This is a genomic window from Kribbella sp. NPDC051586 (genome assembly GCF_044453965.1).
Taxonomy (GTDB): Bacteria; Actinomycetota; Actinomycetes; order Propionibacteriales; family Kribbellaceae; genus Kribbella.
In genome coordinates this window covers 501,943-523,026 of sequence record NZ_JBITDF010000004.1, presented here as the reverse complement: position 1 = coordinate 523,026, position 21,084 = coordinate 501,943, and the positions used below count along the sequence as shown (strand labels likewise).

Sequence of the window (21,084 nt, the reverse complement as noted above, 5' to 3'; positions counted from 1 at the left end):
AAACTACCGCGACCGTGAGCCGAACGTGACCGTCGCCTCGCTGCCCGGTCCCGGCCGTACGGTGACGCCGAAACCCTCCGCGTGCAGCAGTACGGCGAGCTTCTCCGCGACCACGCCCACCGTCACCGGCTCCGAGCCGAACACCGTGACAGCGTTATCACCAACCTCGAGCCGTACTCCGTCGACGTCCCGCAGCACCCCGGTCCACACCGCCGGATCGACCTCGCGCGGCCCGGCCGGCGCCTGGCGCGACAGTACGGCGGCCCGCGCGGCCTCCCGCGTCCCGAGGCTGAACATGTCGAACTCCGCGTCCCGCACCAGCGCTCGCGCACCCGGTCCGTGCTCGCCGACCGGCAGTACGGCGTCCTGCAGCCCACGCAGTACGGCGACCGGCACCCCGTCCGCCTTGCCCTTGACCAGCTCGCCCGCACTGGCGATCTCGTCCGCCAGCGCCGGCTCCGTCACGGCGAGGACGTTCCCGTGGCTGTCCGTCGTACCGCGCAGGTCCTCGATGACCCGCACTCCGGCGGCTCCGATGGCCAGGTCGGTCTGACCGTTGCGCCACGGGCGGCCCAGCGTGTCGGTGACCACGATGCCGACGTTGACGTCGTACCGCTCCTTCAGCGCGGTCCGCAGCAGCCGGGCCGACTCGTCGGGGTCGACCGGGAGCAGCAGGACCGTGCCGGGCGCCGTGTTCGACGTGTCGGTGCCCGCGGCGGCCATCACCAGGCCGTGGCGGGTCTGGACGATCCGCGTCTCGCCGCGCTGCGCGACGACCCGCACGAGCTCGGCGTCGACGGCCTCCTGACGGGTGCCGTACGTCAGCCGGCCCTCCGCCTTGCTGACGATCTTCGACGTGACCGCGACGACGTCGCCGTCGCGCAGGTCGGCGCCGTCGGCGATCAGCGCGGCCAGGTCCGCCCCGGCCGCCACCTCCGGCAGTCCGGTCACCGGGAAGATCTCCAGGTGCTTCCTCATCGCCGTACGGCCTCCGCGAGGTTCAGTGCCGCGTCAGCCATCGCGGCGGTCGTGGTCTCGTCCGTCATCCACAACGGGACGGCCTGGACGTGAATTCCGGCGCCGGCGATCGAGTCGGCCTGCATCGCGTCCGACCTGTCGATCAGCCAGCCGTCGAGGACGCCGCCCGACGCGCGCGAACCGTAGTACCGCGCGACCGCCGACGCTGTGGACGCTACACCCACCGCGGCGAGCACCTTGTCGGCCATTCCGCGGACCGGACCGCTGCCGATGATCGGCGACAGCCCGATGACCGGAGCGGCCGTCTCGCGGACCGCGTCGCGGATGCCCGGCACGCCGAGGATCGTGCCGACCGACACCACCGGGTTGGACGGCGGGATGATCAGCACGTCGCAGTCCGCGATCGCTTCCAGTACGCCGGGCGCCGGCTTGGCCTTGTCCTGGCCGACGGCAATGATCTGGTGTGCCGGGATCTCCGCCTGCAGGCGGACCCAGTACTCCTGGAAGTGGATCGCCTTGCGCCGCCCGGGTTGCTCCGGGTCGTCCACCACGACGTGCGTCTCGATCCGGTCGTCACTCATCGGCAGCAGCCGCACCGGGAGCTTCCAGCGGGTGCAGAGCGCCTCGGTGACCGCACTGAGGCTGAAGCCGGCGTCCAGCATCTGGGTGCGCACCAGGTGCGTCGCAACGTCGCGGTCGCCGAGCCCGAACCAGGTCGGCTCCACGCCGTACGCCGCGAGCTCCTCCTTGATCACCCAGGTCTCGTCCTCGCGGCCCCACTTGCGTTCCTCCGAGATGCCGCCGCCCAGGGTGTACATCACGGTGTCGAGGTCGGGGCAGACCCGCAGCCCGAACAGGGTGATGTCGTCGGCGGTGTTCCCCACGACGGTGATCTCGGCGTCCGGCCGGGCCTTGAGCAGCCCGCGCAGGAAGGTGGAACCGCCGATGCCACCGGCCAGCACTGTCAATCGCATGGGAAGAGTCTGCACGAGTCGTCAATGCGTCGAACCACCGCGGGACTATGCTGCGGTGGGTCCGAACCATCCGCACAGCTCAGTTGTACGGCCCCCCAACATCCGAGGAGCCCTCGTGGTCACCGACGCAACCAAGAAGCTCAGAGAGCCGGTCGCGTACATCCTGCTCGCATTCGCCGGCCTGCTCGCGCTGGCCTCGCTGATCCGGCTGTTCGTCGGCGGAGCCGGCTTCGTCGCCGCCTCCACCTTCGTGTCGAACCTGCTGTCCCCACTCGGCTTCACCGGGGTGCTGAGCATCCTCGCCGTGGTCGCCGCGGTGTGGCTGGTGAACGAAGGGGAGCGGACCCCGAACGCACGGACCGTCGCGCTGGCCGCGCTCGTCATCACGGGCGTGACCGCGCTGATCGTCCTGGTCACGGCGTTCGCCGGGTTCAACGACGGCAACACCGCCGGGATGAAGATCTTCAACTTCCTCGCGGCACTCGCCGGCCTGGCGCTGTACGCCGCCGCCGGCTTCTACATCCTGAAGACCTTCCAGTCGCTGCCCGCGCCGGTGCGTGCGCCGAAGCCGGGCCAGTTCCAGCAGGGCCAGCAGGGCCAGCAGTACGGCCAGACCGCTCCGTACGGTCAGCAGCAGGGGTACGGCCAGCAGGGCTACGGCCAGCAGCAGGGCCAGCAGGGCCAGTACGGCGGTCAGTACGACCAGGGCCAGGGTCAGGGTCAGGGCCAGTACGGCGGTTACGCGGCGGCCGGTGCTGCCGGTGGGTACGCCGCGGGCCAGGGCGAGCAGCAGCAGTGGCCGCAGGAGCAGGGCTGGAACCAGGGCGAGCAGCAGGCCTGGTCGGCCGGTGACGCCGAGGCGCAGCACTCCGCTCAGCACTCCGCCGGTCAGCCGCAGGGCGACCAGCCGGCCTGGACCGCCGAGGGCCAGGGCGCCGAGGCGACGCAGCCGTGGAGCTCCGAGGGCCAGCAGCAGTGGGGTGGCCAGGACCAGGCCCAGCAGGGCCAGCAGTGGCCGCAGGAGCAGCAGTGGGGCGGCGCCGAGGCCGGCCAGCAGCAGTGGGCCGGCCAGGAGTACAGCGGCCAGGCCCAGCCGGCTCCGCAGGAGTGGGGCCAGCCAGAGCAGGGCGCCGCTGTCGAGGAGGGCTCGCACGAGCAGTCCGACGCCCAGCCCGCGCAGCCGGCCTGGCAGCAGGAGCAGGCCTGGCAGGCCGACGAGACCCCGGCCGCGGAGCAGCAGCCGAGTGCTTCGGAGCCCGCGCCGACCGAGCCCGCCGACGAGACCCGGGTCGACCCGCGCGTCGACCCGGACAAGGACGACCAGAACCAGCAGGGCCAGAACCAGCAGGGCTGGTGGTCCCAGCCTTCCTGACCAGGAAGGGATCTAGGGCGGCAAGCCCTTGCCGAGCTAGCAGGAAAATCCCGGCATCATGAGTTTGAGCCCGGGCACACGGAGCGAGAGGCCTGTATCCGCAGGCCTCTCGTTCTTTTGCGGGCATGTTGCGGATGATCCCAATAGCAGAGCACGGCTTGACTTTCGTGGATTGCAGGAATGTAATTTCAACCGTGTCGTTCGTTGGACACTCGGTATCGGGGACCGTTGCAGAGCGCAGGACGGACGAGGTCAGGCATGTGGACCGCAAACCCACATGTACAGGGGAACGAACAGGGTCGAGGAGGTCGTACCGTGACAGAGCTGATGGCGATTGTCGACGGTGAGGCGATCGAGGAGGAGCCGAACTGGCAGGAACGGGCGCTGTGCGCCCAGACCGATCCAGAGGCTTTCTTCCCGGAGAAGGGCGGTTCCACCCGCGAGGCCAAGAAGGTGTGCCTCGGTTGCGACGTCCGGGGCGAGTGCCTCGAGTACGCATTGCAGAACGACGAGCGCTTCGGAATCTGGGGCGGCCTGTCGGAGCGGGAACGCCGCAAGCTGAAGAAGAGGGCCGTCTGACCGTCGGTAACCAGAGCACAACAACATCAGGACTTCCGCGAGGCCCCGGGCGAACGTCGCCCGGGGCCCGCGGCTTTCCGGGCACCGCGTAGGCGGCTGTATGGTGAGTCCTCGCCGGGACCTGCGGTCACGGTGACCGTCCGCAAGCATCGAGGTGTCACAGCTCCGCATGGAACAAGAAGCTCCGGCCGGCTGGGAATTCTTCGACTCCGTCGACTTCCCGACCGATCACATCGACGACCCGATGGGTCGTCCGCGGGTCCGCCACGTCGTCACCGCGGTGGTGGTCGGGCACGAGGGCGCGGCCTGGCTGCCGCGGTTGTCCGAGGCGCTGTGGGCGCTCAACCCGCGACCGGACCGGCTGATCGCGGTCGACACCGGTTCGACCGACGAGACCGCGGAGCTGCTCGCCGCGATGCCGGGCGTCGAGCCCGTCGTCAGCGTCTCGGCCCGGACCGGTTTCGGTCTGGCGGTTGCCCGCGGCCTGGAGACGCACGGTTTCGCGCCGATCCCGAGCGCCGTCGGCCCGTACGGCGATGACGGGCACATGCCGGTGGTCGAGTGGCTGTGGCTGCTGCACGACGACTGCGCGCCGGCGCCGAAGGCCCTGGAGAAATTGTTGCTCCAGGCCACAATGTCGCCGAACACCGGTGTCTGGGGCCCGAAGCTGCGACTGTGGCCGCGCGACCGCGAGCTGCTCGAGGTCGGCGTCACCACGTCGCTCGGCGGCCGTCGCGACACCGGCATCGAGACCGGTGAGCTCGACCAGGGCCAGCACGACCAGCCGCGGAACGTGCTCGCCGTCAGCTCGGCCGGCATGCTCGTACGTCGCGACGTCTGGGAGGCGCTGCACGGGTTCGACCCGCGGCTGCCGATGTTCCGCGACGACATCGACTTCGGCTGGCGCGCCAGCCGCGCGGGGTACCAGGTAGGTGTCGCGCCGGACGCGGTCATCTACCACGCACAGGCCGCCGCGACCGGCGAGCGTGCGCTGGCCGGCACCAGGCGGCACGCGTACCAGCTGGACCGTGCACACGCCTACTACACCGTTCTCGCGAACGCACCGGGCAAGCTGCTGCCGCTCCTGATCCTGCGGTTCTTGTTCGGCGCGGTGCTCCGCTCGATCTGGTTCCTGCTCGGCAAGACGCCATCCGGTGCGGTCGACGAGTGGACCGCACTGCTCGGCACGCTGCTGGCCGGTGGCTGGACGCAAGCCCGCAAGAACCGCCGAAGTCTCGACCAGGTCCCGTACGACGACATCAAGGGCCTGTTCTCCCGGTCGGTGCACGCACTGCGGCACAACCTGGAGGAAACGACCGGCACGATCTCCGAGCGGATCCGTGAGGCATGGGCGGACGAGCCGGAAGAGCAGGTCGTCACCACTGCCCGGCGAGCCAAATCGACTGCCCGGGTGGCGGTCGACCAGCCGCGGTGGCGTCGTCAGCTGATCCGCCGGCCGTTCCTCGGCGCCTGGGTCGTGCTGGCGATCGGTGCGCTGATCGCAGCTCGCGATCTGATCGGGGGCGGATTCCTCCGGTCCAACCTGCTCCTCCCGGCCCACGAGAACCTCGCAGCGCTCTGGCACGCGGCAGCCTCGGCTCCAGCCGGAGTGACTCCGCCTGCTTGGCTGGCACAGCTGTGGGCGTTCTCGACGGTCATGTTCGGTCCGGGCGGCGCGACGAACCTGCTGCTGCTGGGTGCGGTTCCGCTGGCCGCTCTGGCTGCGTGGGCGATGCTTCGATCGTTCGTGGTCGACCGTGCCGCGCGCGCCTGGGGCGCCTCGGCGTACGGGCTGGCCGTGTTCACGAACGGCGCCATCTCGCAAGGACGGCTCGGGACGTGTGTGGCGGCGATCGTGCTGCCGCTGCTCGGTGCCGCCGTACACACTGTCGCCCGGCGTCGCCGTGTGATCGTTCAGGGCAGCTGGCGGGCCGCGTGGTTCGCCGGGATCTGCTTGGCCGTGCTGTTCGCGTTCACGCCGGCTCTTGGTCTGCTGATCGCCGTCATCCTTGTCCTCGGCGCGGTGTTCGGGCTCGGCTGGCGGCGGCAGGGCCGGCAGTTGGTGTTCTCCGTCGTACTGGGTCTGCTGCTCGTTCTGCCGTGGACGCTCGAGTTGATCCAGCACCCGTCGAAGCTGGGGCAGGAGGCGGGTGGTCCGCCGACCGCTGCGGTCGGCCCGGGCGACAGCCTGCCGCATCTGCTCACCGGTACGCCGCTCGGTGCACCGGCTCCGTGGTGGTTCGTCGTACCGCTGATTCTGGTGGCGTTGGCCAGCCTGCTGCGCGAGTCCCGGCAGCGGTACGAGCTGCTCGGTTGGTTCGCCGCACTGGCCGGTCTGGCCGGGACGCTGGTCGCCAGCCGGCTGGGTGGTGGCAGCGGGCCGTTGATGTTCCTGATGACCGCCGGCTGGATCATCTCCGTGACGGTCGCTTGGGACTCGGTCGGCAAGTCCACCGAGCTCATCGTCCAAGGCGTGCTCGGTGTCGTGTTGCTGACGACGGTCGTGACGGCCGGCTTCTGGCTGGTGCGTGGGACCGACGGTCCGTTGTGGAGCGGCCCTGCGCAGGACCTCCCGGCGTACCTCGTGTCGTCGCAGGACCCGCCGGAGAACCAGTCGATCCTGGTCGTGCGGAAGGCGCCGGGCGGTGAGATGCGGTTCTCGCTGGTCAAGGACGGCGGGCCGCGGATGGGTGCGCTGGAGGCAGCACCGACCGCAGCGCAGACCAAGCCGATCACTGACGTGCTGGCGACCCTCGGCGGTGGCGGCAGCGGTGAGGAAGGCCGGCAGTTGGCCGGGCTTGCCATCGACTACGTGTACCTGCCCGGTCCGGTCGACCCGACGCTGCAGGCCACGCTCGACTCGTTGCCCGGCCTGACCAGAGCCAGCGCGAACGACGGCGACGCCTCGTGGCTGGTGGACCGGTCGAAGATCGAGGGCAAGACGCCGTTGACCGACCAGACGCACACGGTCTGGCGCATCCTCGGTCTGATCGGCTGGATCATCGCGCTGGTGTTCTGTCTACCGACCGTCCGCCGGACAGTCGCCGTACCGCATGGCACCCACGCGAGGAGGGATCCCCGGTGAGCAGGTTGCTGTCCGACCCGCGTCTCCGGATCGGAGCCGTCGTTGCCGCCATGGCCGTGCTGGCCGGACTCGGAGTGGTCACACACCCCGAGAAGGCCGACACCCGCGCGGAAGCCGCCGCTACCGAGCCCGCTCGCACAGTGGTGAACCGTACGGCGCTGTCGTGCCCGGCGCTCGCAGCCGGCGGCAAGATGGCCAGCGTGGTGAACGGCGTGTCACCGACGCTGCCCGACGGCACGCCGACCGCTGAGGGTAGTGCGCAGCCCCTGACGATCGCTCCGCTGCCGACTACCTCCAACCCGGTCGGCTCGATCCTGAAGCGCGGCTTCATCGGCTCGAGTGCCGTGGTCACGAAGCCGGAGCCGCTGTCCATCGAGGGCACCGGTCCGCTCGCCGCCGGCACGGTCGGCACGAGCACGACGACCTCCGAGGACGGCGTGAACTCCGGTATGGCCAGCGTGCCGTGCCAGCAGCCCGGATCGGACTTCTGGTTCGTCGGAGCATCCGGCGCGAGCGACCGGCGCGACGTGCTCGTCCTGTCGAACCTGGACAGTGTCAACGCCGAGGTGAACGTCACGGTGTACGCGCGGACCGGTCAGCAGGACCTGCCGGCTACCCGCGGCATCGTCGTACCGGCGCATGGCACGTCCTACCTGTTCCTCAAGCAGGCGGCGCCGAATCTGCGGGACATCGCCCTGCACGTGGAGTCGACCGGCGGGCGCGTGTCGGCCGCCGTACGCTCCAACGCGTCCACCGGCGACAGCGTGCCTGCCGGCGTGGACTGGCTGAACACGTCGGCGGCTCCCGCGACCAAAGTCTTCGTGCCCGCGGTGGCACCCGGCGGCGGGCTGCGGATCCTGTCACTGGCGAACCCGACAGACCTGCAGGCGACCGCCAGCCTCACCGTGAACGGGCCGAACGGGCCCTTCAAGCCCGCCGGTCTGGAGACCGTGCAGATCGCGGCCGGCTCGGTGAAGACGATCATGCTCGACCCGGTGCTGCACGGTGACCCCAGTGCGGTCACGGTGACGTCGGATCAGCCGGTGACCGCGTCGATGCGGATGACGGACGCGGCGCGGACCGAGTTCGCGTCGATCGGGTCGGCGGACGCGCTGACCGGTCCGGCGTACCTCGTCCTGCCGGCGCACAAGCAGCCGGCCGTGCTGCAGGTGACCGCCCCGGGGAAGAACGGGAGCGTGAAGTTCGAGCTGCGGGACGCGGCCGGGCGGGTGCTCAGCACGCGGGCTCTGGACGTGGTCGGTGGTGCGACGACGCAGATCCCGTTCCCGGCGCAGCCGCGACCGACGTACCTGATGGTGCAGCAGACGCGGGGGACTGTCGTCGCGGGCGTCACGCTGATGCCGGCGGCGAAGCCGGACAAGGACGATGTGGCGCAGGTGGCCGCGTGGCCGTTGACGACGTCACTGGTGTTCCGGGCTCAGCTGGGTGCGCAGCCTGACGTCAGCGCCGCCCTGCGGTAGCTCAGCCTTCAGAGGTGTTGGCGCCCGGGTCCTGGAGCATCCGGAGGTGGCCGCGGCGGGCTACCTCGACCGGTGCGCCGGGGGTGCCGGTGCGGGGCTCACGCGGGGGCAGCGGACGGGCTGCTTCGCGAACTGCGTTCGCCAGAGCTTCCAGGTCGTCGGAGGACGGTCCGGCGGCTGCGGGGTCCGGAGCGAGCCGGATGACTTCCCAGCCGTTCGGAGCGGTCAGTCGGTCGGCGTGGTCGGCGCACAGGTCGTAGCAGTGCGGCTCGGCGTACGTCGCCAACGGCCCGAGGACACAGGTCGAGTCCGCGTAGACGTAGGTGAGCGTCGACACAGCAGGCTTCTGACATCCGGCGCGCGAACAGATCCTGGCGATGCTCACGGACAGACGTTACCCCCACTAGGCTGAGCGCGTGACCGAGGCTCGCCGTCATCGCAGGCACATCGACCGCCACGGCCGCGGCATGCTCGGCCCGATCAGCCGGCCGAGCAAGTTCGCGCCGCGCGGTCTGCCGTTGCAGCGGTCCGCCGCGGCCCAGTTCGACGAGGTGGTCGCGATCGAGGTGACCCGGCTCGAGAAGCGGCTGCCGCAGGTGGTCGCGCGGGTCGAGTTCGCGATCGAGGACGTGCCGAACCTCGAGCTGGACGCCACCGAGATCCCGCTCACCCACGCCACCGGCGGCACGTCCCACGAGCCCTACCGGATCGTCGTCTTCCGCCGCCCGATCGAGCTCCGCGCCGAACGCTCCGGCTCCGGCCTGTCCTGGCTGGTCCGCTCCGCCCTCGTCCTCGAGCTGGCCGACGTCCTCGCCCTCTCCCCGGAACAGATCGACCCCGACTTCGACACCGACGAGGACTGAACCGCCTACCTGCCTGCCCACCCGCCTGCTGCCTGTCTGCTGCCCGGCAATTTCAGGGGTGAACCCCTCAAGTTGCCCGTTCACCCGCCGCATACGAGGGGCGAAGCGGCAACTTTAGGGGTTAACCCCTCGAATGCGACACGGCGTGGGCGTGGCACGGCGTGGGGTGGGGGTGGGTGGGGGTGGGTGGGGTGTTCGAAGTTGTTCCGTAGTGTGGGAAGGGGTTTGTGTCCGTCGTTGTCATCGGGAGAGGATCGTATTTGTGAACGATCAAAGACTGCGGGTCGGAGTTGTCGGGCTGGGCTTCGCCGGGCGGACGGCGCTGGAGGCGTTCTCCGAGCTGCCCGATGTCGAGGTGGTCGCGCTCGCCGGGCTGGAGAAGGACCTCCTGACCAGCCTGGGTGAGAAGCACGGCGTGCCGCATCTCTACGAGAAGTGGGAGGACCTGCTCGAGACCGAAGGCCTGGAAGCGGTCAGCATCGGTACGCCGACGCAGCTGCACGCCCCGATCGCGCTCGAGGCGCTGGCGAAGGGCCTGCACGTCCTGTCCGAGAAGCCGCTGGCGCGGACCGTGGCCGAGGGCACCGCGATGGTCGAGGCCTCGAAGAAGGCCGGCCGGGTGCTGAAGGTCGTGTTCAACCACCGCGAGCGCGGTGACGTCGCGGCGCTGAAGCACCAGATCGACGAGGGCCAGCTGGGCCGGATCTACTACGCGAAGGCGCACTGGATGCGCCGCAACGGCATCCCGGGCATGGGCGGCTGGTTCACCAACCGCGAGCTGTCCGGTGGCGGTCCGCTGATCGACCTCGGCGTACACATCCTCGACCTCGCGCTGCACCTGCTGGGTGAGCCGCAGGTGACGACGGTCTCGGCGGACACGTTCGCCGAGCTCGGTCCGCGCGGCAAGGGCAGTGTGAGCAGCGTGGAGCGGCCGACCGTCGACACGCTCGGGTCGAAGTTCGAGGTGGAGGACCTGGCGACGGCGTACCTGCGGCTGGCAGGTGGCGGCGCGCTGCAGCTGGAGACCAGCTGGGCGACGTTCCGGGCGCCGGGCGACAACTTCGGGATCGAGCTGTTCGGCACCGAGGGCGGCGCCAAGATCGAGGTACAGAACTACACCACCGTCGACACGCTGCGGATCTTCACCGACGTCGCCGGTGTGCCGGCCGAGGTGAAGCCGGCGACCGGGGCCGGGCTCGGCCACCGGGCGGTGGTGCGGGAGTTCGTCCGGATCGTCAAGAGCGGCGACTGGGACGGTCAGAACGGGTCCGAGGCGCTGCTGCGGACCGAGGTCATCGACGCCTGCTACGCCTCGGCGAAGGCGGGACGAGAGGTTGTGCTGCATGACTAGGACAGCTCAAGGTCCGATTCGCGTCACCGTCTGGGGCGAGAACGTCCACGAGGGCCGGGACGAGTCCGTACGCAAGGTCTACCCCGACACCATGCACGGGACCATCGCGGCCGCGCTGCGCGCCAAGCTGGGCGACGACGTCGTCGTGCGCACCGCCACGCTGCAGGACCCCGAGCACGGTCTGACCGAGGAGGTGCTCGCCGACACCGACGTACTCACCTGGTGGGGGCACGCCGCGCACGGTGACGTCGACGACGCGATCGTCGAGCGGGTACAGCAGCACGTGCTGTCCGGGATGGGCCTGATCGCGCTGCACTCGGCGCACTTCAGCAAGATCTTCATCAAGCTGATGGGTACGACGTGCTCGCTGGACTGGCGCGCCGAGAACGACCGCGAGCTGATCTGGACGGTCGCGGCCGGCCACCCGATCGCGCAGGGCATCCCGCACCCGCTGGTGATCGAGCGCGAGGAGATGTACGGCGAGCTGTTCGACATCCCGCAGCCGGACGAGCTGGTCTTCGTCAGCTCGTTCACCGGCGGCGAGGTGTTCCGCTCCGGCTGCTGCTACCGCCGCGGCCAGGGCCGGGTCTTCTACTTCCGCCCCGGCGACCAGGAGTACCCGACCTACCACCAGCCCGAGATCCAGCAGATCCTCGCCAACGCCGCGCAGTGGGCGGCCCCGGTGGTGCCCCGCCAACTCCCCACCGTCCACCACCGCAAGGACATCGGCTGGTTCGACAAGGCCTGAAATACAACTTGGTGCGTGGGCCGGATAGGGTCCACGCATGGTGGATGTGGCAGCGATCTTCAAGGCGTACGACGTGCGGGGGGTCGTCCCGGACCAGTTGGACGAGTCGGTCGCCCGGGCAACGGGGGCTGCGTTCGTCGAGGTCCTGGACGTCCTCTCCGGGCCGGGAGCGGTCGTGATCGGGTACGACATGCGGCCGTCCAGCCCGGCCCTGGCGGCCGCGTTCGCCGAGGGAGTGACCAGCACCGGCGCGGATGTGATCGACATCGGCCTGGCGTCCACCGACCAGCTGTACTTCGCGTCCGGCCGGCTCGACCTGCCCGGCGCGATGTTCACCGCCAGCCACAACCCGGCGCAGTACAACGGCATCAAGATGTGCCGCGCGGGCGCCGCCCCGGTCGGCGCCGACTCGGGTCTGCGCGACATCGCCGACCTGGTCGCGAAGGCGCTGACCGAGGTCCCGGCGACCGGCGCCACCCCGGGACACGTCACCCGCAAGGACCTGCTGACGGCGTACGCCGACCACCTGCACGACCTGGTCGACCTGAGCGGCATCCGTCCGCTCACCGTGGTCGTCGACGCCGGCAACGGCATGGGCGGCCACACCGTCCCGGCCGTCTTCGCCGAGGGCCCGGTGACGATCGTCCCGATGTACTTCGAGCTCGACGGCAACTTCCCGAACCACGAGGCCAACCCGCTCGACCCGAAGAACCTGGTCGACCTGCAGGCCAGGGTCCGCGAGACCGGGGCCGACCTCGGGCTCGCGTTCGACGGCGACGCCGACCGCTGCTTCGTGGTCGACGAGTCGGGCGACCCGATCTCGCCGAGCGCGATCACCGGCGCGGTCGCCGTCCGCGAGCTGGCCAAGCACCCCGGCGCCACGATCCTGCACAACCTGATCACCTCCAAGGCGGTTCCGGAGCTGGTCACCGAGCACGGCGGCGTCCCGGTCCGGACCCGGGTCGGGCACTCGAACATCAAGCAGAAGATGGCCGAGACCGACGCGGTCTTCGGCGGCGAGCACTCCGCGCACTACTACTTCCGCGAGTTCTGGCGGGCCGACACCGGCATGCTGGCCGCGCTGCACGTGCTGGCCGCGCTCGGCGAGCAGGACAAGCCGGCCAGCGAACTGTTCGCCGAGTACGAGCGGTACGTGGCGTCCGGCGAGATCAACAACACGGTCGACGACGCGGCGGCGACCGTCGCGGCGATCGAAGATACGTATTCTGGCGTGGACGGCGTGACCGTCGACCATCTGGACGGGTTGACCGTGTCGGCGGGACAGTGGTGGTTCAACGTCCGTGCGTCGAACACGGAACCGTTGCTGCGGCTCAACGTCGAGGCTGCGGACCGGTCCGAGATGGAGCGTGTCCGTGACGAAGTACTGGCCCTGATCACCGGTGCATCGGTGGAGGAGAACTGAATGGCAGTCAATCTGGACCCGGACCTGTTGAGCATCCTGGTCTGCCCGAAGTGCCGCTCCGAGTTCCGCGTGGACGACGAGGCGAGCGAACTCGTCTGCACGAACGCGTCGTGCGCGCTGGCCTACCCGGTGCGCGACGACATCCCGGTGCTGCTGATCGACGAAGCCCGGGACACCAGGGAAACGGCCGCGACAGAGAGCTGACGGAGAGCTGATGAGCGTCTTCGACGACACCCGGCTGGACGACCCGGCCGCGCTGCAGGCGGCAGACCACCTGCTCCGCCGCCTGGCCATGGCCGGGGCCCGGATCCGGGCCGAGCTGGAGGCGTCCGCCGACGTGCTGGCCGCGGTGGAGTCCGACGGCTTCCGGCCGCGGGCCGTGGTCGCGGCCGGCCGGGACGCGCGACTGGTGCGGGCTGTGCTCGAGCCGGTCTGCCCGGTGCCTTTCCTGGCCTGGCCTGGTCCGGGGCTGCCCGGCTGGGCCGGTCCGCTGGACCTGGTCGTCGTGCTGGGCGGTGCCGCCGAGGACTCGGACGCGGTGTCGGCCGCCGGCGAAGCGGTCCGCCGCGGTTGCGGGCTGATGGTGGCCGCGCCGGAGGACTCCCCGGTGGCGATCGCGTCGGCCGGTCTGCGGCACGCGATCCGGCTGCCGTCGCAGTCCGACGACCAGTTGGCCGCGGCCGTCGCCGTACTGCAGGCGCTGCACCAGATGGAGCTGGGGCCGGAGGTGGACTACAAGGCGGTTGCGTCGCTGCTGGACGACGTAGCGATCGACTGCTCGCCCAACAACGACGTGGCCTCCAACCCGGCCAAGGATCTGGCCCTGGTGCTGGCGGACGCGTTGCCGCTGGTCTGGGGTGGCTCTGTGCTGGCCGCGCGTGCTGCTCGCCGCGTGGTCGAGGCGCTGCGGCTGGCCAGTGGCCGGCCGGCGCTGGCTGCTGACGCGGGCCATCTGCTGCCGGTGCTCAACCAGCCGCCGCGGGACCTGTTCGCGGATCCGTTCGACAAGCCGGCCGAGCTCCGGCCGGCGCTGATCATCCTCGACGACGGTATCGAGGAGGCCGGCGTCGCCGAGCACCGCCGCAAGCTGGAGTCCAAGGCGGAGGCACACGACGTTCGCGTGCACACGATCACGCAGGCCAACGGCACGGACGTGGCCCGGTACGCCGCTCTGACCCAGCAGGGCCGGTACGCCGCGGCGTACCTCGGGATCGGCCTCGGCCGGCACGGTATGGCGACCGTGGACGACCCGGTCGGCTCGGGGAATCCTTCGGAGGACCTGGCGTGGTAGTGCGGCTGCAGAACACCATCCGCGACTACGCGTGGGGGTCGCCGACCGCGCTCCCCGAGCTGCTCGGGGTGGAGCCGGACGGCAAGCCGCAGGCCGAGATGTGGATGGGCGCGCACGAGTCCGCGCCGTCGGTCCTGCCGAACGGCGACACGCTGTACGACGTGGTGTCGGACGACCCGGCCGCGGTGCTGGGGGAGGAGACGGCCGAGCGGTTCGAGGGGCGGTTCCCGTTCCTGGCCAAGCTGCTGGCGGCCGGGCAGCCGTTGTCGATCCAGGCGCATCCCTCGCGGGACCAGGCGATCGACGGGTACGAGCGGGACGAGGCGGCCGGGATTCCCCGCGACGCCGCGGACCGGAACTACAAGGACGCCTGGCCGAAGCCGGAGATCCTGATCGCGCTCGAGCCGTTCGACGCGCTGGTCGGCTTCCGGCCGCTGGACCGGACGGTCGCGCTGCTCGACGCGTTGGCGCCGGCCGGGTTCGAGGCTCTCACCAACCAGCTTCGCGACGGGAAGCTCCGCGAGGCCTTCACCGACTTCATGAGCACCGACCGGGACACCATCCGGCCGCTGGTCGGTGCGCTCGGCGAGGCGGTCGCGCAGTACGTCGGGGACGCGTTCGAGCTGGAGCGGGAGACGCTCGCGAAGCTGTGCGCGGACTTCCCGGACGATCCCGGCGTACTCGCGGCCCTGCTGCTGAACCGGATCCGCCTGGAGCGGTTCGACGCGGTGTACCTGCCGGCGGGGAACGTGCACGCGTACCTGCGCGGGCTCGGGTTCGAGGTGATGGCGAACTCCGACAACGTGCTGCGCGGTGGCCTGACGAGCAAGTACGTCGACGTACCGGAGCTGGTCTCGGTGGTCGACTTCGAACCGCTGACGGACCCGGTGCTGACTGCTGAGGCCGACGGGGTTTATGAGACGGGGTGTCCGTACTTCGCCATCCGGCGGGTCGATCTGGACGGTGGCGAGCGGGTCGTGGAGGGTGCCGGGCCGCGGATCGTGTGCTGTGTGGCTGGGACGATCGATGCTGGGGGCAAAGAATCTGTTGTGACGTTGTCCGCAGGTCAGTCCGCGTTCGCCGCGGGACCCGAAGGACCCTGTATCTTGCGTGGTTCCGGCGCGGCGTTCGTCGTGTCCGCACGCTGATTTCGCGGCATCGTTTTCTGGGAGGACCTGAACAACCATGGCTGGTGGCGGAAACAAGGCCGTTGTCGCGGCTTTGCTGGCGAACACCGGGATCGCGGTCACCAAGTTCGCCGCCTGGGCCCTGACCCAGTCGGCGTCGATGCTGGCCGAGGCGATCCACTCGCTCGCCGACGCGGGCAACCAGGTGTTGCTGCTGGTCGGCGGGCAGCGCGCCAAGCGGGCGGCCGACGAGCTGCACCAGTTCGGGTTCGGCCGGGAGCGCTACGTCTACTCGTTCATCGTGTCGATCGTGCTGTTCAGCGTCGGCGGTCTGTTCGCGCTGTACGAGGGCTACCACAAGGTGCACGACCCGCACGGGATCGACAACTGGAAGTGGGTCCCGGTCGCGGTGCTGGTGCTCGCGATCCTGATGGAGGGCTTCTCGTTCCGGACCGCGATCATGGAGGCGAACAAGATCCGCGGGCAGGTGCCCTGGGTCCGTTTCGTCCGCAACGCCCGCGCCCCGGAGCTGCCGGTCATCCTGCTGGAGGACTTCGCCGCGCTCACCGGTCTGCTGCTGGCGCTGATCGGCGTCGTCCTGACGCTTGCCACTGGCAACGGTGTGTTCGACGGCCTGGGTTCGATGGCGATCGGCGCGCTGCTGGTCTGCGTGGCGGTCTTCCTGGCGATCGAGATGAAGTCGCTGCTGCTCGGCGAGTCGGCGACCCGCGAGTCCCAGGACAAGATCGTCGCGGCGATCGAGAACACCGCGGGAGTGCAGCGGCTGATCCACATCAAGACCCTGCATCTCGGCCCGGAGGAGGTCCTGGTCGCCGCCAAGGTCGGCGTCGAGCCGACCACCGACGCGGCGGTCGTGGCCGAGACCATCGACGCGGCCGAACGCGCGATCCGTGCCGCCGAGCCGATGAGTCAGCACATCTACCTCGAGCCCGACGTCTACGACGAGAACCACGTCCCCGACGAGCGTCCCGCCGTACCCGAGGCTCCTTCGCACTAACGAGGTTTGGGTGGGAGTACGCCGGAGCGACCCAGCCACCTGAGCGCGCGGTCGCGGTCGATCTGGGCCTGGGTCGGGGGCGCGGTGAGGCGGCCGGTGCGGTAGCCGAGGTTGCGGATGTCAGCGGCCACGGACGGCTCCGCGAGGGCCCGGAGCGCGAACGCGAGCGCGGCCGGCGTCACGTCGTAGCGGCGTTCGAGGTCGAGCGCGAGGCGTACGGCGGCCAGGTCGCGGTCGTCGTACTGGCGCTGGGCGGTGTGCTCGGATCGGGACCGGGGCAGCAGCCCGAGTGCCTCCCGGTAGCGCAACATGCGTGGAGTGGTACCCAGCTGGCGAGCGGCCTCGGTGATGCGCATACTCCAATCTTGACATTTCGGTGTCAAAATCGCGCCTGGAGCGATCAAACCGCGTGGCTCGCACCTCTAGGCTCAGGCAGGTACCAATCACAGTCTTCAGGGGAGCGGCATGACCTTCGACTACAAGGTGGCGGATCTCGGCCTGGCCGAGTTCGGGCGCAAGGAGATCCGGCTGGCCGAGCACGAGATGCCCGGCCTGATGGCGATGCGCAAGCAGTACGGCGACAGCAAGCCGCTGTCCGGGGCCCGGATCATGGGTTCGCTGCACATGACGATCCAGACCGCGGTGCTGATCGAGACGCTGGTCGCGCTCGGCGCGGAGGTCCGCTGGGTCTCCTGCAACATCTTCTCCACCCAGGACCACGCCGCGGCCGCGGTGGTCGTCGGCCCGAACGGCTCGGCCGACGCCCCCGCCGGTGTCCCGGTGTTCGCCTGGAAGGGCGAGACGCTGGAGGAGTACTGGTGGTGCACCGAGCAGGCGCTGACCTGGCCGGGTGAAGGCCCGAACATGATCCTCGACGACGGCGGCGACGCCACGATGCTCGTCCACAAGGGCACCGAGTTCGAGAAGGCGGGCGCCGTACCGGACCCGGCAACCGCGGACTCCGAGGAGTACGGCGTCGTCCTGAAGCTGCTGACCCGCACGCTGACCGAGTCGCCGTCGAAGTGGACCACGATCGGGCAGGGCATCAAGGGCGTCACCGAGGAGACCACCACCGGCGTGCACCGGCTGTACGAGATGCACAAGGCCGGCGCGCTGCTGTTCCCGGCGATCAACGTGAACGACTCGGTGACCAAGTCGAAGTTCGACAACAAGTACGGCTGCCGGCACTCGCTGATCGACGGCATCAACCGCGCCACCGACGTGCTGATCGGCGGCAAGGTCGCGGTCGTCTGCGGGTACGGCGACGTCGGCAAGGGCTGCTCGGAGTCGCTGCGCGGCCAGGGCGCCCGGGTGATCGTCACCGAGATCGACCCGATCTGCGCGCTGCAGGCCGCGATGGACGGCTACCAGGTGAGCACGATGGACGACGTGGTCGGGATCGGCGACATCTTCGTCACCACCACCGGCAACAAGGACGTCATCACCGCCGACCACATGGCGGCGATGAAGCACCAGGCCATCGTCGGCAACATCGGCCACTTCGACAACGAGATCGACATGGCCGGGCTGTACAAGACCGCCGGTGTCGAGCGGATCAACATCAAGCCGCAGGTCGACGAGTTCCGGTTCCCCGACGGCCACACGATCATCGTGCTGTCCGAGGGCCGCCTGCTGAACCTGGGCAACGCGACCGGCCACCCGTCGTTCGTGATGTCGAACTCGTTCACCAACCAGGTCCTGGCCCAGATCGAGCTCTTCGTGAAGACCGCGGAGTACCCGACCGACGTCTACGTCCTGCCCAAGCACCTGGACGAGATGGTCGCCCGCCTCCACCTGGACGCGCTCGGCGTGAAGCTGACCGAGCTCTCCAAGGAGCAGGCGGCGTACCTCGGCGTACCGGTCGAGGGCCCGTACAAGTCGGAGCACTACCGCTACTGATTCCCCCCACAGCGAGCGCCCCACAGTCTTCCTGTGGGGCGCTTTGCTTTGTCAGAACCACCCGGCTTCGTTGCTGCCCGGGGTGGCCCAGCCTTGGGGGTTGACCGTGACTGGGCGTGGTCCTGGGGGCGGCGGGGGCGGGATGAAGGGGCTCGGCGTCGGAATGGGCGCTTGGGCGCCGTACGGGCTGGGTGGGGCGAAGGGCCCGGCGGGGACGGCGTACGACGGGTTCGCGAACGGGCCGGTCTGGGTGGGGCGGTGGGTCGAGAGGCGGATGAGTTCGCGGCGGCGGCGTTCGGCCAGGATCGCGGAGAGGTAGGCGGGGGCGATGATCGGGACTGGTGGGGCCGGGGCCGTGACGGCGACCATGCGGGCGGCGAGCGCCTGGCCGAGGGCGATCTGGGCTCCGGGCAGGAGCTCGGTGTAGCGGGCCAGGTAGTCGCGAGCCGCGTTCGCCAGGTCGTCGGACAGGCGGGAGAGCTCCAGCGACTGCGCCCACTGGACCAGGTGGCCGGGGACGAACAGCGGCGGTGACGCCATCGGCTGGTGGCGTTCGCGGATGACGACCGTACCGGCGACCATGTCACCGATCCGCTTGCCCTGCTTGTTCATCAGGCTCGCCACGATCCCGGGACACGCCGCGAACCAGGGCGCGAAGTCGACGAAGCACCACATCAGCGTCCGCACCAGCGCGTGCCGGAAGCGGATCGAGCTGCCGTCGTCGCGGACCACCTTCAGCCCGAGCACCAGCTTCCCCACGGTCCGCCCACGGGTCAGCGTCTCCATCACCACCCGGTAGCCGACCACCACGAGCAGTACGACGATGAAGATCAGCGCGACCGCCAGCGCCTCACTGGACTCGCTCCCGAGCAGGAACCCGGCCAGCAGCGAGACCATCACCAGCAGTACGACGCCTTGCAGCGCTACGTCGATCGCGCAGGCCAGTGCCCGCGTCGGCATCCGGGCGATCCGCACCTGGAGGACGACTGCTTCACCTGTGACCAGCTGAGACACGCTGTCGCCCCCTCCTGCCTAGACACTGCGTCCGGCTAGTCTGCCAGCAGTCGGGTGGAAGGAGGGGGCAGCGATGGACGTCGAAGCGTTTGTATCGGTGCACCAGCCGCAGTGGGACCGCCTGGCGTACCTGACCCGCCGCCAGCGCCGCCTGTCCGGTGCTGAGGCCGAGGAGCTCGTCGTCCTCTACCAGCGCGTCGGCACCCACCTGGCCGCGCTCCGAGCCGCCGGCGCCGACCCGGTGTCGATCGGGCGGCTGTCCGGTCTGATCGCCGACGCCCGTGGTGCGGTGACCGGTGCGCAAGCACCCGTCTGGCGCGACATCTCGAAGTACTTCCTGGTCAGCTTCCCGGCTGCGCTCTACGCCTCCAGACGCTGGTGGCTCACCATCGGTCTGCTGTTCTACCTGGTCGCGGCCTGGACCGCCTGGCGAGTGCTGGCTCACCCAGAGGTGATCGGCTCCATCGGTACGCCGGACCAGATCAAGCAACTGGTCGAGCACGACTTCGAGTCGTACTACTCCGACAACCCCGCCCAGGACTTCGCGCTCCGAGTCTGGATCAACAACGCGACCATCAGTGCCGCCGTGCTCGCACTGGGCATCCTCCTGGTCCCGTCGGTCTTCATCCTGTGGGACAACGCGGTCAACCTCGGCCTGAGCGCCGGTCTGATGATCGGCCACGACAGGGGCGGCCTGTTCTTCAGTCTGATCACGCCACACGGTCTGCTCGAGCTGACCGCAGTGTTCGTCGCCACCGCGGCAGGACTGCGCCTCGGCTGGTCCTGGGTAGTGCCGGGCGCCCGCACTCGGATGCAGGCCGTCGCTCAGACCGGCCGCGCGACGGTCGGGATGGCGATCGGCCTGGCCGCCGTACTCCTGGTCACCGGGCTGATCGAGGGCTTCGTGACCCCGTTCCTGCCGGCGCCGGTGCGCGTGACGATCGGCATCCTCGCCGAGCTGGCCTTCTTCACCTACGTCTGGACCCTCGGCCGCCGCGCCTACCGTCACGGTGAGTACGGCGATGTCGACGAAGCGGATCGGGAAGCCAGCGCACCTGTCTCCGCCTGACTGGTTTCCGGTGTGGGCACAGGTAGACGGTGAGGATGGAGCAGGAAGTGAGGCACAGCCGTGCGTACGGCGTGGCGATCACCGTCGGCCTGATGGCCTACGGGGTCGTTTATCTGCTGATCGCATGGATCGCGCTGCAACTCGCGTGGGGCCAATCGTCCCAGGAAGCGTCGCAGCAAGGAGCGCTCCAGGAGCTGGCCGGCAAACCGCTCGGCGGGGTTCTGCTGTGGGTTGTCGCGATCGGATTGTTCGTGCTGGTGATCTGGCGCGTGCTGCAGCTGGCGTACGGCCACCTGGACCTCGAGAACAAGGTGTCAGCGATCGGCCGGGCGGCCGTCTACCTCGTGCTCGGCATCAGTGCGGTCAAGGTGGCCATCGGCTCCGGGAGTTCCAGCACGAGCCAGCAGCAGTCCCTGTCCGCTCGCATCATGCAGCACGGAGCGGGCCGGGTGCTGATCGTCGTGGTCGGGATCGCGATCATCGCCGTCGGCGCGCGTCAGATGCACAAGGCGATCACGAAGAAGTTCACCGAGGACCTGATCGGCGGCGTCTCCGAGGTCACGATCCTGCTCGGCCGGATCGGGTATGCCGCGAAGGGCGTGGCGTTCGCGGTCGTCGGCGTACTGTTCGGCTGGGCGGCGATCAGCTACGACCCGAAGAAGGCGGGCGGTCTCGATACCGCTCTGCGCACGATCAAGGACCAGCCGTTCGGCTCGATCCTGCTGACCGTTCTGGCCCTCGGGCTGGCCGCCTTCGGCCTGTACTGCTTCAGCTGGTCCCGCAACGCCAAGAAGTGAGCTCGTCGGAGCGGC

Annotated in this window: 20 protein-coding genes; 15 read left to right on the top strand and 5 right to left on the bottom strand. The window is 69.8% G+C overall.

Annotated features, from left to right (window positions below; genetic code table 11):
- Positions 1-3: 3 nt before the first annotated feature.
- Complete coding sequence (locus ACIA58_RS29330) at positions 4-978, bottom strand: coenzyme F420-0:L-glutamate ligase (RefSeq protein ID WP_396407025.1); 975 nt, start codon at positions 976-978, stop codon at positions 4-6.
- Complete coding sequence (gene cofD / locus ACIA58_RS29325) at positions 975-1,952, bottom strand: 2-phospho-L-lactate transferase (protein WP_396407024.1); 978 nt, start codon at positions 1,950-1,952, stop codon at positions 975-977. The genes ACIA58_RS29330 and cofD overlap by 4 nt, the downstream gene beginning before the upstream one ends.
- 115 nt (positions 1,953-2,067) lie before the next feature.
- On the opposite strand from cofD, the gene ACIA58_RS29320 reads away from it, so the two are divergent.
- The 4 genes from ACIA58_RS29320 (at position 2,068) to ACIA58_RS29305 (ending at position 8,469) form a co-directional block, all read left to right on the top strand.
- On the top strand, positions 2,068-3,324 hold the full coding sequence (locus ACIA58_RS29320; RefSeq protein WP_396407023.1) for a hypothetical protein: 1,257 nt from the start codon (positions 2,068-2,070) through the stop codon (positions 3,322-3,324).
- A 327-nt stretch (positions 3,325-3,651) separates the two neighbouring features.
- Positions 3,652-3,903 carry a WhiB family transcriptional regulator gene (locus tag ACIA58_RS29315; protein ID WP_012919241.1) on the top strand — a complete coding sequence of 84 codons (252 nt, stop codon included), beginning with the start codon at positions 3,652-3,654 and terminating at the stop codon, positions 3,901-3,903.
- A gap of 169 nt (positions 3,904-4,072) precedes the next feature.
- On the top strand, positions 4,073-6,988 hold the full coding sequence (locus tag ACIA58_RS29310) for a glycosyltransferase (RefSeq protein WP_396407022.1): 2,916 nt from the start codon (positions 4,073-4,075) through the stop codon (positions 6,986-6,988).
- Positions 6,985-8,469 carry a DUF5719 family protein gene (locus ACIA58_RS29305; protein ID WP_396407021.1) on the top strand — a complete coding sequence of 495 codons (1,485 nt, stop codon included), beginning with the start codon at positions 6,985-6,987 and terminating at the stop codon, positions 8,467-8,469. Before ACIA58_RS29310 ends, ACIA58_RS29305 begins: the two co-directional genes overlap by 4 nt.
- Before the next feature lies 1 nt (position 8,470).
- Here ACIA58_RS29305 and ACIA58_RS29300 read toward each other — a convergent pair whose 3' ends face one another.
- A complete protein-coding gene (locus ACIA58_RS29300; RefSeq protein ID WP_396407020.1) occupies positions 8,471-8,854 on the bottom strand; it encodes a DUF3499 domain-containing protein in 384 nt (127 codons plus the stop codon).
- A gap of 31 nt (positions 8,855-8,885) precedes the next feature.
- On the opposite strand from ACIA58_RS29300, the gene ACIA58_RS29295 reads away from it, so the two are divergent.
- The 8 genes from ACIA58_RS29295 to ACIA58_RS29260 all read left to right on the top strand — a co-directional run bounded on the left by ACIA58_RS29295 (position 8,886) and on the right by ACIA58_RS29260 (position 16,290).
- Positions 8,886-9,332 carry a metallopeptidase family protein gene (locus tag ACIA58_RS29295; RefSeq protein WP_328997221.1) on the top strand — a complete coding sequence of 149 codons (447 nt, stop codon included), beginning with the start codon at positions 8,886-8,888 and terminating at the stop codon, positions 9,330-9,332.
- Between the two features lie 262 nt (positions 9,333-9,594).
- Positions 9,595-10,683, top strand: coding sequence for a Gfo/Idh/MocA family protein (locus tag ACIA58_RS29290; RefSeq protein WP_396407019.1), 1,089 nt, complete (start codon positions 9,595-9,597; stop codon positions 10,681-10,683).
- The gene (locus tag ACIA58_RS29285; protein ID WP_396407018.1) at positions 10,676-11,431 is read left to right on the top strand and encodes a ThuA domain-containing protein; all 756 of its coding nucleotides are present in this window, start codon (positions 10,676-10,678) and stop codon (positions 11,429-11,431) included. Before ACIA58_RS29290 ends, ACIA58_RS29285 begins: the two co-directional genes overlap by 8 nt.
- A gap of 37 nt (positions 11,432-11,468) precedes the next feature.
- The gene (locus ACIA58_RS29280; protein ID WP_396407017.1) at positions 11,469-12,854 is read left to right on the top strand and encodes a phosphomannomutase/phosphoglucomutase; all 1,386 of its coding nucleotides are present in this window, start codon (positions 11,469-11,471) and stop codon (positions 12,852-12,854) included.
- On the top strand, positions 12,855-13,058 hold the full coding sequence (locus ACIA58_RS29275) for a Trm112 family protein (protein ID WP_328997225.1): 204 nt from the start codon (positions 12,855-12,857) through the stop codon (positions 13,056-13,058). It begins immediately after the preceding gene.
- Positions 13,059-13,068: 10 nt separating this feature from the next.
- Entirely contained in the window at positions 13,069-14,145 is a 1,077-nt protein-coding gene (locus ACIA58_RS29270; RefSeq protein WP_396407016.1) for an SIS domain-containing protein, read from the top strand.
- Entirely contained in the window at positions 14,139-15,293 is a 1,155-nt protein-coding gene (gene manA / locus ACIA58_RS29265; RefSeq protein WP_396407015.1) for a mannose-6-phosphate isomerase, class I, read from the top strand. The genes ACIA58_RS29270 and manA overlap by 7 nt, the downstream gene beginning before the upstream one ends.
- Before the next feature lie 37 nt (positions 15,294-15,330).
- Positions 15,331-16,290 (top strand): cation diffusion facilitator family transporter, encoded by a 960-nt coding sequence (locus ACIA58_RS29260; protein WP_396407014.1) that lies wholly within the window; start codon positions 15,331-15,333, stop codon positions 16,288-16,290.
- Here the strand turns inward: ACIA58_RS29260 and ACIA58_RS29255 are convergent.
- The gene (locus ACIA58_RS29255) at positions 16,287-16,646 is read right to left on the bottom strand and encodes a MerR family transcriptional regulator (RefSeq protein ID WP_131460138.1); all 360 of its coding nucleotides are present in this window, start codon (positions 16,644-16,646) and stop codon (positions 16,287-16,289) included. The genes ACIA58_RS29260 and ACIA58_RS29255 overlap by 4 nt on opposite strands.
- A gap of 109 nt (positions 16,647-16,755) precedes the next feature.
- Here ACIA58_RS29255 and ahcY point away from each other — a divergent pair, with 109 nt between their 5' ends.
- Positions 16,756-18,189: an adenosylhomocysteinase gene (gene ahcY, locus ACIA58_RS29250; protein ID WP_396407013.1), complete on the top strand. Its 1,434-nt coding sequence runs from the start codon at positions 16,756-16,758 to the stop codon at positions 18,187-18,189.
- Positions 18,190-18,240: 51 nt separating this feature from the next.
- On the opposite strand, the gene ACIA58_RS29245 is transcribed toward ahcY, so the two are convergent.
- Entirely contained in the window at positions 18,241-19,203 is a 963-nt protein-coding gene (locus tag ACIA58_RS29245; protein WP_396407012.1) for an RDD family protein, read from the bottom strand.
- 73 nt (positions 19,204-19,276) lie between these two features.
- On the opposite strand from ACIA58_RS29245, the gene ACIA58_RS29240 reads away from it, so the two are divergent.
- On the top strand, positions 19,277-20,272 hold the full coding sequence (locus ACIA58_RS29240; RefSeq protein ID WP_396407011.1) for a stage II sporulation protein M: 996 nt from the start codon (positions 19,277-19,279) through the stop codon (positions 20,270-20,272).
- Between the two features lie 47 nt (positions 20,273-20,319).
- Positions 20,320-21,069: a DUF1206 domain-containing protein gene (locus ACIA58_RS29235; protein ID WP_396407010.1), complete on the top strand. Its 750-nt coding sequence runs from the start codon at positions 20,320-20,322 to the stop codon at positions 21,067-21,069.
- Positions 21,070-21,084: the final 15 nt, after the last annotated feature.